General features: G+C 35.0%; 13 protein-coding genes and 2 tRNA genes. 11 read left to right on the top strand and 4 right to left on the bottom strand.

What is annotated here, in order from left to right; genetic code table 11:
- The 5 genes from H8R24_RS03480 to H8R24_RS03460 all read left to right on the top strand — a co-directional run.
- On the top strand, positions 1-184 hold a 184-nt coding region (locus H8R24_RS03480; RefSeq protein ID WP_187017185.1), incomplete at its 5' end, for a transposase.
- 520 nt (positions 185-704) lie between these two features.
- Positions 705-1,022 (top strand): thioredoxin, encoded by a 318-nt coding sequence (gene trxA / locus H8R24_RS03475; protein WP_073244015.1) that lies wholly within the window; start codon positions 705-707, stop codon positions 1,020-1,022.
- A gap of 180 nt (positions 1,023-1,202) precedes the next feature.
- Positions 1,203-2,129 carry a DUF58 domain-containing protein gene (locus tag H8R24_RS03470; RefSeq protein ID WP_187017184.1) on the top strand — a complete coding sequence of 309 codons (927 nt, stop codon included), beginning with the start codon at positions 1,203-1,205 and terminating at the stop codon, positions 2,127-2,129.
- An 86-nt stretch (positions 2,130-2,215) separates the two neighbouring features.
- Positions 2,216-2,289: transfer RNA gene (locus H8R24_RS03465), tRNA-Asp, on the top strand.
- Positions 2,290-2,686: 397 nt separating this feature from the next.
- Positions 2,687-2,760: transfer RNA gene (locus H8R24_RS03460), tRNA-Asp, on the top strand.
- A 187-nt stretch (positions 2,761-2,947) separates the two neighbouring features.
- Here the strand turns inward: H8R24_RS03460 and H8R24_RS03455 are convergent.
- Positions 2,948-4,462, bottom strand: a complete 1,515-nt coding sequence (locus H8R24_RS03455) for a tetratricopeptide repeat protein (protein ID WP_187017183.1) — start codon at positions 4,460-4,462, stop codon at positions 2,948-2,950.
- Positions 4,463-4,611: 149 nt separating this feature from the next.
- Between H8R24_RS03455 and H8R24_RS03450 the strand changes: the two genes are divergently transcribed.
- A complete protein-coding gene (locus H8R24_RS03450) occupies positions 4,612-6,873 on the top strand; it encodes a zinc-dependent metalloprotease (RefSeq protein WP_187017182.1) in 2,262 nt (753 codons plus the stop codon).
- A gap of 56 nt (positions 6,874-6,929) precedes the next feature.
- On the opposite strand, the gene H8R24_RS03445 is transcribed toward H8R24_RS03450, so the two are convergent.
- On the bottom strand, positions 6,930-7,433 hold the full coding sequence (locus H8R24_RS03445) for a DUF456 domain-containing protein (protein ID WP_187017181.1): 504 nt from the start codon (positions 7,431-7,433) through the stop codon (positions 6,930-6,932).
- A gap of 144 nt (positions 7,434-7,577) precedes the next feature.
- Here H8R24_RS03445 and H8R24_RS03440 point away from each other — a divergent pair, with 144 nt between their 5' ends.
- Genes H8R24_RS03440 through H8R24_RS03430 form a run of 3 tightly spaced genes read left to right on the top strand, consistent with a single transcriptional unit; the run spans position 7,578 to position 9,113 of the window.
- Positions 7,578-7,874, top strand: coding sequence for a hypothetical protein (locus H8R24_RS03440; RefSeq protein ID WP_187017180.1), 297 nt, complete (start codon positions 7,578-7,580; stop codon positions 7,872-7,874).
- 45 nt (positions 7,875-7,919) lie between these two features.
- Complete coding sequence (locus H8R24_RS03435; protein ID WP_187017179.1) at positions 7,920-8,396, top strand: hypothetical protein; 477 nt, start codon at positions 7,920-7,922, stop codon at positions 8,394-8,396.
- A 3-nt stretch (positions 8,397-8,399) separates the two neighbouring features.
- Positions 8,400-9,113, top strand: a complete 714-nt coding sequence (locus H8R24_RS03430) for a DUF4184 family protein (protein WP_187017178.1) — start codon at positions 8,400-8,402, stop codon at positions 9,111-9,113.
- Here H8R24_RS03430 and H8R24_RS03425 read toward each other — a convergent pair.
- Positions 9,106-10,212 carry a glycosyltransferase gene (locus H8R24_RS03425; RefSeq protein WP_187017177.1) on the bottom strand — a complete coding sequence of 369 codons (1,107 nt, stop codon included), beginning with the start codon at positions 10,210-10,212 and terminating at the stop codon, positions 9,106-9,108. The genes H8R24_RS03430 and H8R24_RS03425 overlap by 8 nt on opposite strands.
- A gap of 4 nt (positions 10,213-10,216) precedes the next feature.
- The gene (locus H8R24_RS03420) at positions 10,217-11,188 is read right to left on the bottom strand and encodes a lysylphosphatidylglycerol synthase domain-containing protein (protein ID WP_187017176.1); all 972 of its coding nucleotides are present in this window, start codon (positions 11,186-11,188) and stop codon (positions 10,217-10,219) included.
- 465 nt (positions 11,189-11,653) lie between these two features.
- Here H8R24_RS03420 and ruvC point away from each other — a divergent pair, with 465 nt between their 5' ends.
- Together ruvC and H8R24_RS03410 are read left to right on the top strand one after the other, a co-directional pair.
- Positions 11,654-12,208: a crossover junction endodeoxyribonuclease RuvC gene (gene ruvC / locus H8R24_RS03415; protein WP_187017175.1), complete on the top strand. Its 555-nt coding sequence runs from the start codon at positions 11,654-11,656 to the stop codon at positions 12,206-12,208.
- A gap of 76 nt (positions 12,209-12,284) precedes the next feature.
- Positions 12,285-12,656, top strand: coding sequence for a four helix bundle protein (locus H8R24_RS03410; protein WP_187017174.1), 372 nt, complete (start codon positions 12,285-12,287; stop codon positions 12,654-12,656).
- Positions 12,657-12,667 lie beyond the last annotated feature (11 nt).

Raw genomic sequence — 12,667 nt, 5'->3', positions numbered from 1 at the left:
TCAAGAAACAGAGTATTACAAAGAAAAAGCAAAACATCGATACAAGATAGAAGCCAAGAATAGTGAGTTAAAAAATGTACATGGTTATGACCGAGCGATTTCTTATGGCATAAACAATATGCAAATGCAAGGTGCAATGGCTATTTTCACAGTGAACTTAAAAAGAATACTCAAATTAATGTAGAAAATAATATCTACCTATACACTTGGTCAATAGAAACCCGTATACACCAAAAATAGACTCATATAACATAAAATAAAAAATAACAGCAAAACCAAAAGCGCTTATAATGGATGTTTGAAATCCTATTATAAGCGCTTTTTTAATCTCTAGAAAACGACGTTAATCAAAATATGCGTAGTTTTTCAGTGCCCTCCTGAAAAGAGGGTCTTTTTTTTGTGCTTATTTTTATCGAAAGTTACAGCTTGCATAGTTTCTAATAGGAGCGGCTTTCCTGATTGGAAAACAAGGTTTTTGACCGTAGTTTTGTGTTTTGGGCATACAGCTTCTTGAAAGCATTCGGGCGCAGAAATTGCTGTCGATAAAATGGTAGTTAGACTATTTTGGCATTTTTTAAATAGTTTTTTGCAATGCATTTATAATCAAAACTAATTCACAAATAGTGCGCAATTTGTTTTTAATTTCTAAATTTGTAGTCTAGTTTTTAAATCGATTAAAACTTTAAACTTTAAATTAAGATATTATGGCTTTAGCAATAACAGATGCTACTTTTGAAGAAGTGGTTTTGAAATCAGATAAACCAGTAATGGTAGATTTTTGGGCAGCATGGTGTGGACCTTGTAGAATGGTTGGACCAATCATTGACGAATTGAGTACTGAATACGACGGAAAAGTGGTAATTGGGAAAGTAGATGTTGATGCTAACCAAGAATTTGCTGCAAAATACGGTGTGAGAAATATTCCAACAGTTTTGGTTTTTCATAACGGAGAGGTAGTAGGAAAGCAAGTAGGAGTAGCTCCTAAGCAAACTTATGCTGATAGTTTAGACGCTTTGTTGTAATCGGTAGATTATGATTTATTATAGAATTTTTAAATAAATTCAGATTAAAGGTTTGGCGAAAGTCAGACCTTTTTTTGTGCCAAATTCAGACTGGCTGTGCTGTTATGTGGTTTTTGGATGGGTTTGAGTTTTGTAATCTTTTAATTTTTAATTGATTCAATCTTTTAATAACTTTGAAAGATGAAGATCGAATCTCAAATAGAAAAAATATCCAGTTTTCAGCATCTGGAGTTATTGGCAAATCAAGTGGTAGAAGGCTTTATCTCGGGTATGCATAAAAGTCCGTTTCATGGATTTTCGGCTGAGTTTGCTGAGCATAAAGTATACAATGTGGGCGAGAGCACGCGGCATATTGACTGGAAGTTGTATGCAAAAACGGATCGCCTGTATTCAAAACGGTTTGAAGAAGAAACTAATTTACGTTGTCATATTATTATTGACAACTCTTCGTCGATGCATTATCCTAAGTTGGTTGACGGTCAAAATTTCTATGAAAGTAAGCTAGGTTTTTCGGTTTTAGCTTCGGCTGTATTAATGAATCTATTAAAGAAGCAACGAGACGCAGTAGGTTTAAGTGTGTTTTCGGATAGTTATGAGTACTACGCTCCCGAAAAAGGTAGTGATCGTCATCATAGAATGATTTTGAACGCCTTGGAAAACTTGCTGGCTAAGCCTGCGATAAAGAAAAGTACGGATACAGTTACTTTTCTGCACCAAATAGCCGAGAAGATGCATAGGCGTTCTATGATTGTGCTTTTTACGGATATGTTTCAGCATGGTGATGAGGAAGTTTTGTTTAATGCGCTACAGCATTTAAAACATAATAAGCATAAAGTGGTCTTATTTCATGTCGTGGATGCAAAAACAGAATTGAATTTTGACTTTGATAATGCTCCAAGAAAGTTTATTGATGTTGAAACTGGTCAAGAAGTGGCGATTTATGCAGATAATGTCAAGGTAGAATATGAAAAACAGATGCAATTGTATTTTAAAAAGCTGGCTTTAACCTGTGCTCAAAACCGAATTAAGTACGTACCGGTCAATGTGGGTGATGATTTTGAAAAAATACTAATAACATACTTGGCTGAGAAACAAAACTTTGGGTAATAGTTGTAAAAAAAAGCTATTTTTTTAATTAAAAACGCTTGTATAACTCGAAATCTATTGTATCTTTGCAACCGCAATACGCAGCTGGTCTGGTAGTTCAGTTGGTTAGAATACCTGCCTGTCACGCAGGGGGTCGCGGGTTCGAGTCCCGTCCAGACCGCATATTGGGGAAGCCTTTCTTAACGGAAAGGCTTTTTTGCCCCATAAAGGTTTTTAAGATTAGTTGTGTTGTTTGGTCGAGTTGGTAGCAATGAGACCGGGTTTAGTAGTTAGACCAATGAAAAGCTTTTCACCTCGGTGAATGGCTTTTTTGATTTTAAGGATAGTTCAAATGGATAGACTGTAAGTATTGCAGTTTATTTTTTGATTAAAAAATAGGTGTAAGAGTCGAATAGCGGTTTTTTTGGGGTAGTTCTGTAATTTTTTAAGTTTTTTAGGTTTTTTAAAAAACTGACAATCAATAATTTAAGTTTTTTAAATTTTTTTTTGATTAAAAAAGCAGAAAACAGTTGTATTATCCGACTTCTATTGTATCTTTGCCACCGCAATAATGAGTGGGTCTGGTAGTTCAGTTGGTTAGAATACCTGCCTGTCACGCAGGGGGTCGCGGGTTCGAGTCCCGTCCAGACCGCATATTGGGGAAAGCCTTTCGTAACAGAAAGGCTTTTTTGCCCCATAAAGGTTTTTAAGATTAGTTGTGTTGTTTGGTTAGCCTTTGTAAGCTGACCACGGTTTAGTAGTTAGACCAATGAAAGGCTTTTCACCTCGGTGAATGGCTTTTTTGATTTTAGGAAGGTTTTGAAGTTTGTGTACCACTGTTAAAAGGTACGAACGTAGTCATTCAACTTTTCAGCAGCGTTGAGGTCAATTCTTTTTCTAAGTCTATTGCGGCTCTTTTTTACCCCTTCATTTGATATACCTAGTATAGATGCTACTTCTTTGTTGTTTAGGTTTAGTTTTAAGCATAAAAATAAACGTTCCTCAGCTGCCGTTATCTGCGGATAGGTACTTCTGATACGATTGATGAAATTTGGGTATGCTTTTTCAAAGTACGTTTTAAAAGAAAGCCAGTCTGAATCTGTCAAAATCTTTTTTATCAATAGATTGTCATATTCATTAACGTGTTCGTCAGTTGTGGTTTCAGTAGTTGTGTTTTTTTGATTCAACAATGCATTATTTTTTGAAATCAACAAATGAGTTAGTTTCTTTAAGTCGCTAAGTTTTTCTTCGAATTCAGCTTTTGTTTGCTTTTTTTGTTTTTTCCAAAAGTATAAGGTGCCAAGTAGTGTTAATAGTATTATGATCGTGACTAAAACAAGTTGATCAATTTTTCTTTTGTAATTAATAATACTGATCTGGTTGTCCTTTAATTCTATTTCTCTTTCGTTTTTTAGGTTTTGGTCTTCTAAATCAGCGATTTTGAGTCTTACTTCTTTACCATTTAAGATTTCTTTTTCTTCGTAGTGTTTTTGATAATAAAGTAGTGATGATTTGTAGTCGCCCCATTGCTCATATAAATCAGCTAGTCCAATGTAGTTGTGTGTTAAACGTTCTTTCCAATCATTTTTTACGTTTGTTTTTTCGCAAGCTTTTAACAGTGTTTCGGCATCTTTAAAAAGTTTTAATTCTTTCAGAACAGCTCCTTTGTTTAATCGGTACATCATTCCTGTATACGGATCATTTGTTTCTTGAGTGATGGTTATAGCAGAATTTATGTAGGCTAGTGCCTTGGTAGGTTGGCCTTCGTAGCTTTTTAGGTTGCTGTAATTGTTGTAGGCAATGCCTAAGTATTGTTTCGTGTCAAATTTTTTAATTAAGGGAAGTGCGAGTTGGAAATAGTATTCGGCTTTTTCGTATTGATCCATTTCTCCATAAGTAGCGCTCATTTGTTCCAGACTCTCGCCCATATAAATGCTGTCTTTGGCAGCTTTGCTTTTTTGATATGCTTTTTGTAATTGATTAAGCTTCCCTTTTGGGTTATTTTTTATGGCTAGAATTAAAACCTTTTTTAAATTTAAAGCGGCTTCCCAACTTGGATTTTTATGTTTAGTAACAAGAATTTCTGCTTTTAGGTAGTAGTTACTAGTCATTACATAATTCGATGAGTCGAAATAATCGGCAAGCAAATAGAGATAGCCATATAATTCATTTGTTTTGTTTTGATTACTAATTGCTTTCTGTAAAAATATTTTGTGAATTTTTATCTTTTCTGAAGTAGTGCTCTGAGTTTTATTTACTACTGGATCGGCTTTGTTTAAAGCTGTTTTAAAGTAGGTTTGTGATTGGGTAAGATTCGAAAAAAACAGGGCAAATATAAATAAGACTAATCGCATTGTATTGTAACTTTTGAGGGTTGTAAAGACTTCGGTTTACTGTTGTCTAAAATTTGTACCCCAAACTGTCCCCCTTTTAAAATGAAGTGGTTAGGTAGTTTGAGTTATGTTTACAAACTTATATATTAAAATTTAAAACTATTGGGGATATGGGAAAAACTTTACTTATGACGATCGTTTTTTTGTCTTTTTTTGGACAAATACAAAGTCAAAACAGTTCGTATTGGAACGAGGTTAAGCTTGGTAAATCAGAACTGTTGGCTAGAAAAAACAAGGCTAGAAATACAGGGAAATATTTTACGCTAGATGCTGTGGTTTTAAAACAGAAGTTGAATAATCTTAGTGGAAAATCAGTAAAAGTAACTCCTGCTGAGGTAGGTATTCCCAATTTAAAAGGGGGTTTAGATATGTATCTTGTGACTGAAAATTCTAATCTTGATCCAGTATTGCAAGCTAAATATCCAGATATTAGATCGTATGTAGGTCAAGGAAAAACCGATAAAAATGCTAGGGTACATTTTAGTTTGTCGGCTTTAGGGTTGCAAACTGTTGTTTTTAGGGCTGATAACCAAATGGAGTTTGTAGAAATGTACGACAATCAAAACAGTACTTATGTTGTTTTTGATTCGAATATAGATAGTGCAGCGCGTCAAGGGTATCTATGCACAACTCCAGATACAAAGGTAGTGAGCCAGAAAACTTCAATTACTGGCAAAAGCACTGCTAGCAATAAATCGTATAAAACACTTCGCTTAGCATTAAGTTGTAATGGAGAGTATGCGGCACATTTTGGGGGAACTGTTGCTTTAGCTTTAGCTGGAATGAATGCTTCTCTAACGCGTATTAATGCGATCTTTGAAAGAGACTTTGCGGCGCACATGAATTTAATAGCTAATAATGACCAATTAATTTACTTAAATGCTGCTACGGATCCTTTTTCTAACGGGGATGTAGGTACTAAAAATGAAGTTTGGAATACGGAAGTGCAAAATATGCTGTCCACTCGTATTGGTAACGGAGCGTATGACGTGGGTCATGTGTTTTGTAAAACGGGTGGTGGTGGAAATGCAGGTTGTATCGGTTGTGTATGTACCGACGATGATGTTACTAATTTAACCGATTTAAATAAAGGATCTGGTTATACGTCACCAGAAAGTGAAACAGCAGCTCCATCTGGAGATGTATTTGATTTTGACTTTGCAGCTCATGAGTTCGGACATCAATTTGGTGCAAACCATACCTTTAGTTATGAATTTGAAGGTTCGGGTGTGCAAGTAGAACCTGGAAGTGGATGTACAACTATGGGATATGCAGGTGTTACAAACTGGGATGTTCAGCCGCATAATATGCGAAATTTTACTTACGTAAGCATCAAGCAAGTACAAGAAAATTTAGCGACTAAGACCTGTCCGGTTTCAGTTACAACTACTAACTCGGCACCTGTTGTAGATGCGGGAGCCGATTTTACTATTCCTAAGGGGACTGCTTTCGTTTTGACAGGAACAGCCACGGATGCTGATGCGACAGATGTTTTGACTTACAGTTGGGAGCAAAATGATGTGAGTACAGCTGCCACAATAGGGGATTTAAGTAGAACATTAGATACTAAATTAGTTGGGCCAACTTTTAGAATTCAGGAACCTTCTAGCTCTCCTGTGCGATACATGCCACAATTGGCTAGTGTAATTTTGGGTCAATTAACAACTCCAACCAATTGGGAATCGGTTTCAAATGTAGCTAGAGATTTGAATTTTGCATTTACAGCTAGAGACAATCATGCAACAGAAGGTCAAACTAATTCGGATTTAATGAAAGTAAGTGTGGTGACAACTGCAGGTCCATTTGTAGTAACGTCTCAAAACACATCTGCTATTACCTATACGGGTGGAACTACCCAAACTATTACTTGGGATGTGAATAATACGGCAACACTTGATGGATCAGCTAATGTGACGATTCTATTGTCTACCGATGGAGGGAAAACTTTTACAACTACTGTTGCTGCTTCTGTACCCAATAATGGAACAGCTTCTGTTGTGATTCCAAATATTGCATCAACGACTTGTAGATTAATGATTAAGCCAATTGCAAATATTTATTATGCTGTAAACGCAACTGATTTTGCTATAACAACTTCATTGGCAACAGTGAAATTTGGTTTAGAAAGTTTTGGTATTTACCCAGCGTTCAATGATGGGAATTTTACAATCTCTTTCTCTTCGGATGAAGATAGTGATGTGAAGGTTTTGGTTAATGACGCATTAGGAAAAAAGATTTATGCGAATACGTACAAGAAAAATGCGACTAACTTTAATCAACCTATTCAAGTTAAAAATGTACAAAGCGGAATCTATTTTGTGACTGTAGAAAATGGTAGCAAGAAAGAAGTAAAAAGAATTATCGTGAAGTAATTAGTTGTTTTACACCTCATATCAACGCCTATTCATGTTCTTGAATAGGCGTTTTTTTATAAAAACAACCCTGCTTTATTTTGCCAAACAATGCTAATAAACAACCCTAAAAACAGGCAACATACGAAGAATTGTATAAAGGTCGACGCTAGGAAACCGATAAAGGAACCTGTAGCAGCTCTTAAAGCGCGTTTGTGATTTGTAGCATCAAAAACTAGTTCTCCTATTAACGCACCTACAAAGGCACCGGTTAAAAAACCAAATGGGAGAGGAGATAGTAGGCCAATGATTAAGCCAATATTTGTTCCCCAAATTCCGTAGGAGCTTCCTCCAAATTTTTTAGCGCCTTGGGCGGGAATGAAATAATCCAAAACTGAGATAATAACGGTAATGATCAAAGTGATTCCTAAAATCCAGTAGTTTGTTGGAACAGTATTTGTTGCATATAGCAAGACTAAGCCAAACCAACTTAAAGGTAGACCCGGGATGGCAGGCAGGAAACTCCCAGCTATTCCCGCAAGCATACAGAGGAAACCAATAAGTAAAAGAATGAGGTCCATAAATTAAATTTTTTAGTATTTTTAATGCTACAACAATAGATTTTTATTATGTTTACGAATATGAGAAAAATAACTTTAATATTCGGTGTCGTACTGTTTTTTAGTGCTTCTTTTCAGATACTATTTGCTCAGAATAAAAAAAAGATGTCTGCAGATGATATTTTAAAAGAACGAATATACAACGAAAATAAAAAAAGCGTTATGAATTATTCGATGAAAGATTTTGACACACTTTTTTTTGAGTTTACCAATAAAAAAGGAAGTAAAACAGAACTCTTAACAAAAGAAGCATTCTATACTTATACGATTAAAATAGCTACTTTCTCGGACCGATTAGCAATCTTGTATCCAAAAGAAAAAGAAATTGCCGAGACCAATAAAAAGAAATGGTTTAACGAAAGCTACGAAGATTATCTGCTTTCCAAAGCGACACATAAATAATAATTGTATTTTTATAAAAAATTAGTCAAATTCAAAAACGATACATTGAAGCATTACTCCCTTTTCTTAGTATTCTTATTGTTTGCTTCCTGCCAATATTTCGAAAAGCAAGTGCCTTCGGAAAAGGAACTCTTGCAAAAAGAATTGAAATCCATTAACTGGAAAGAAGTAGATGAATATCCGTCTTTTGTTGATTGCGATAAAATTGAGGACAAAGCAAGTCGTCAACAGTGTTTTTTTGAATATTTAACGCAGTTAATTCAAGAAAAACTAAGTACGGACACGCTCTCTATTCTTTATCCTGAACTGGATACGATTGAAGTAAGAGTGACTATTTTTCCCAATTCTAAAATGCAATTCGAACCGCTGTTTCCAAAAGATTCGGTGGCTTATGATACCGTGAAAATCGACAGTATTTTGCACGCAAGACTAGTCAATTTCCCAACGGTTCATCCAGCTATAAAACGAGGAATTCCTGTAAAAACACAATTTATTTTACCAGTAATTCTTAAAGTAGAATAAAGAATGCCATTTACTTTATCACATTCCGTACTTGCTTTACCTTTTTTTAAAAACAAAAAAATATCAGCCACAGCTTTGTTTGTAGGAGCTATGTCGCCTGATTTGGAGTATTTTTTCCGAATGCGAATGCAAAGCGAAATCAGTCATACCCTTCCAGGGGTTTTTTTAATTGATTTTCCGTTGGGCCTAATTGTAATGTTTGCATTTCATCAAATCATTAAAAAGCCGCTTATTGACAATTTACCAGCATTTTTTCAAAAAAGATTGCAGGAGTTAAGACAATCAAATTGGTTGGACTATTTTAAAAATAATGTTGCAACGGTTTTATTGTCTTTTTTTATAGGGACATTATCTCATATTTTTTGGGATTCCATGACACATTGGGATGGACTTATAGTGCAACAATTTTCTTTTTTTAATTTAGAAATTTACACCATACCCGTTTATAAAATTGCACAACATTTGAGTTCAATTATTGGTTTATTAGGTCTGGTGTTGTACTTGTATCAGCAACCAGAAGAAACTGTGAATGTCCAAAAAATAAATTCAAGTTATTGGTTGGTGGCAATTTTATTGTCGGTAGTTTTTTTAATTATGCGGTTTTATTTTGGAACCGAATTAAATAAAATAGGGAATGCAATTGTGAGTATTATTTCGCCAATCGTTATGGCTACTGTAGTAACAGGAATTATTTTTAAGGACAAAACCGCTACTTAGAAAACGATCGTCCTTTCCATTGGTATTGACCCAATAAAGAATATAAGGCAACGCTTACGCTAAAAAACGGATACAGGATGCTACCTAATAATAAGTAAGATACTCTGTTTTTATTTAAAAAGCGATTGGACTGCAGAATTAAAATGGAGTCAACGTTCATTTTTAGCACTAGAAAAAACAATAAGTAAAAGGCTTTATCCCAGTTGAAAAAAACATAGAATAAAGTTAGTATCCAGCATGTATTTCCTCCAAAAACAACGATAGCCAGTATTTTTCCAAAAGTGCTTTGATAAGAACTGGTTTTTGATGCCCAGCGCACACGTTGGTAAAACAAAGTTGTCCAATTGTCTACTGGTTTTGTAGATACAATTGTACTTTCTGCTTTTAAATAATGTACTGTATTGGGTGCGTAGGCAATTGCTTTTTGCAATAAAAACACATCATCTCCGCTGGCGATTCCGTCATTTCCATCAAAACCGTTTAGTGCTGTAAATAGCGATTTGGTATACGCTAAGTTGGCACCATTACACATAAAACCGTTGTCAATCCCAAAGCTCCCTATCGTAGCTCCTTGTAAACTAGCCATGTCCAGTTGCTGAAACTGATGTAAAAAAGTACTGTTGCAATCATAAGTCACTGCTCCCGCAATCATACTTACCTTTTGATTTTGAATGTAATTATCAAGGGTCAAAAGCCAGTTTTTATGCACCACACAATCTGCATCAGTAGTGATAATCCAATCTGTTGTGACCTGATGCATTGCAGTTACAATCGCATCTTTTTTAGGCGAATTAGAAACTCGATTGTTATTTATTACTGAAACTTGAAAGCTGAAGTTAGCGAGCTGATACTTGTTTTTGGAATCATCATCCACTAGAATTACTTCGAATAAATGATTGGGATAATTGAGTTGAGAGAGGCTTTCTAGTAAAACAGGCAGGTTATCTCCTTCATCCCGAAACGGAACAATAATAGTAAAAGCAGTTTTTGGCTTTAAGCCAATGCTTTCATAGTTTTTTACTTTTGTAAAACCATAAATAAGGGCGCCAATTGCCACGATATAGATACAGAAAACAAAAGTAAAAACGACTGTAATCATGAGTTTAAATGTGTTTGCGAGTAGCTGAATTTTCGGGGGCTAATGGGCTCTTGAAATTAAGAACGTAATAACTACCTATAACTACAGGTAAAACTACATTTAGAAACCACATCAACGTGGATACAAAAATAACGATCCACTCGTTTACGCCCAGTATCCCAAAGAAAAAGATAGCTACACTGCCTTTAACGGCAAAGTCTAAAAATTGAAAAGTAGGTAATGAGGATGCTAGAAAATAAACACTAGTCACGGCTGACATCAGTGTCAGGTAAGGTAAATCAACATCAAAAGCTAAAAACAAAAAATAGTATTGATGCGAAAAAACCAAATAACGGCAACTGCCCAAAAGTATGTTTTTACGGTGAATGCGTTTTGGGATTTCGTTGATTTTCTGAATTAGTTTTTCTATCGAATAGCCTTTGATCGCTATTTTTTTTATCGAAAATAAAACAACAAACACTAAAATTAAAACGCCAAAAATCAACAAAACGGTTTGGGTTTCTACAATATTGAATTGGATGTTGAAATAGAACAAACCTACCAGTCCGATGAGTATGGTAAGCACCATTTGGATTCCGTTGCAAATTAAGTTTAGGAAAACGACTTGTTTGGTTTCGTGTTTTTCATAATACAATGCTTTTCCGGCATATTCACCCACGCCATTTGGCGTAAAAATTCCTGCGGTTAGTGCAGCAAGCACTTGTTTTGTGGCTTCAAGAACCGAAATGGGTTTGATGTAGGATGCTAGATTTTGCCATTTTAAAATCTCAAAATAACGATTTAGTACGCTCAATAGTAATATAAAACCAATTCCTGCAACCGATTGGTTTTTTTTGAATTTGGTCATAAACTGTACCCAATCTAATTTATCGTTATTGGCTAGCTGGTTGTAAATAAAATAAAAGGCACCAGCAACAATCAAAACTTTGATTAGAAGTACGAGGAATTGCTTAGTTTTGTGAGGAATTGAAATCATGAGTGCAAAGAAAGGAAAAAGTATCGTGAAAATGACCTGTCTGTGGATTTCTCACTGTGAGAAAAAGTGTTTCACAAAGATTCGCAAAAGGATTAATTAGTTTTGTGTAGTGAAATATTTCGCAAAGATTCACGAAGAGAGCAAAGATTCGCAGAGGGATTAAAATAGTTTTGTGTCGCTTTTAAGGTCTAGTTGAGTTTTTTGTAGTGAAATGTTTCGCAAAGATTTACAAAGAGAGAGCAAAGATTCACAGAGGGATTAATTTGTTTTATGTAGCTGCTAAGTTCTGTGTAATGAAACATTTCGCAAAGATTCACAAAGAGAGAGCAAAGTTTAATTTTCTTCGTGATTCTCCGGGTTTACTTTGAGTATCTCTGTGTAACTACCATAGGTTTCAATATCTTCGTGATTCTCTGAGTCTTCTTTGTGTAGCTCTGTGTAATAAATTAATTTTAAACAAATCTTTTGGCAAACGAACGCATCATATTAGGAATTGACCCTGGAACCACTATAATGGGTTTTGGGTTGATTAAAGTCGTCAATAAAAAAATGGAATTTATTCAGTTGAATGAATTGCAGTTGAACAAAATGGACGACCATTACATGAAACTAAAACGGATTTTTGAACGCACCATTGAGTTGATTGATACGCATCATCCTGATGAAATCGCGATTGAAGCGCCTTTCTTTGGTAAAAACGTACAGTCGATGCTTAAGCTGGGTCGTGCACAAGGTGTGGCTATGGCAGCAGGATTGTCTAGAGATATTCCGATTACGGAATATGAACCTAAGAAAATTAAAATGGCTATTACCGGAAACGGAAATGCCAGCAAAGAGCAAGTTGCCAAAATGTTGCAGCAACTATTGGGACTAAAAGAATTACCTAAAAATCTCGATTCAACGGATGGACTAGCAGCAGCCGTTTGTCACTTTTTTAATTCAGGGAAAGTCGTTGGGACTAAAAGTTATACCGGTTGGGATGCTTTTGTACAACAAAATGAAGAACGAGTTAAGAAATAGTGATCAGTATTCAGGTTTTAGTGTTCAGTCTGGATACTGATAAAGTAATCAGCTTTAATTTTATAGAGAATTAATTATGAGATTTCAAGATTTATTAGCGTACAAAAAGTCTTCTTCTTTAGCAATGAAAATTTTTGAAGTAACAAAATCATTTCCAAAAGAAGAAATGTATTCTTTAACGGATCAGATTCGACGTTCTTCTAGAAGTGTTCCTGTTACGATGGCTGAAGGATATAGAAAACGAATTTATCCGAAACATTTTTACAGTAAATTAACTGACTGTGACGGCGAAAATTCTGAAACACAAGTATGGTTAGAATTCGCTTTAGCATGTAATTATATTTCAGAATCAGTTTTTAATGAGTTTGTTTCTGAAAGTCTTGAAATAGGCAAATTAATTAATTATATGTTGTTGAACCCTGAAAAATTTGGAGTCAAAAAAGACTAAAAACTGTAGTA

It is taken from the genome of Flavobacterium muglaense, assembly GCF_014305155.1.
Lineage (GTDB): Bacteria > Bacteroidota > Bacteroidia > Flavobacteriales > Flavobacteriaceae > Flavobacterium > Flavobacterium muglaense.
Note: the sequence above shows the minus strand (reverse complement) of the source record. Positions and strands in the feature narration are given on the sequence as shown.

Bases quoted from the DNA above. Each gene is read 5' to 3' on its own strand.
- trxA (WP_073244015.1), top strand. From the start codon at position 705: ATGGCTTTAGCAATAACAGATGCTACTTTTGAAGAAGTGGTTTTGAAA.
- H8R24_RS03470 (WP_187017184.1), top strand. From the start codon at position 1,203: ATGAAGATCGAATCTCAAATAGAAAAAATATCCAGTTTTCAGCATCTG.
- H8R24_RS03455 (WP_187017183.1), bottom strand. From the start codon at position 4,462: ATGCGATTAGTCTTATTTATATTTGCCCTGTTTTTTTCGAATCTTACC.
- H8R24_RS03450 (WP_187017182.1), top strand. From the start codon at position 4,612: ATGGGAAAAACTTTACTTATGACGATCGTTTTTTTGTCTTTTTTTGGA.
- H8R24_RS03445 (WP_187017181.1), bottom strand. From the start codon at position 7,433: ATGGACCTCATTCTTTTACTTATTGGTTTCCTCTGTATGCTTGCGGGA.
- H8R24_RS03440 (WP_187017180.1), top strand. From the start codon at position 7,578: ATGTCTGCAGATGATATTTTAAAAGAACGAATATACAACGAAAATAAA.
- H8R24_RS03430 (WP_187017178.1), top strand. From the start codon at position 8,400: ATGCCATTTACTTTATCACATTCCGTACTTGCTTTACCTTTTTTTAAA.
- H8R24_RS03425 (WP_187017177.1), bottom strand. From the start codon at position 10,212: ATGATTACAGTCGTTTTTACTTTTGTTTTCTGTATCTATATCGTGGCA.
- H8R24_RS03420 (WP_187017176.1), bottom strand. From the start codon at position 11,188: ATGATTTCAATTCCTCACAAAACTAAGCAATTCCTCGTACTTCTAATC.
- H8R24_RS03410 (WP_187017174.1), top strand. From the start codon at position 12,285: ATGAGATTTCAAGATTTATTAGCGTACAAAAAGTCTTCTTCTTTAGCA.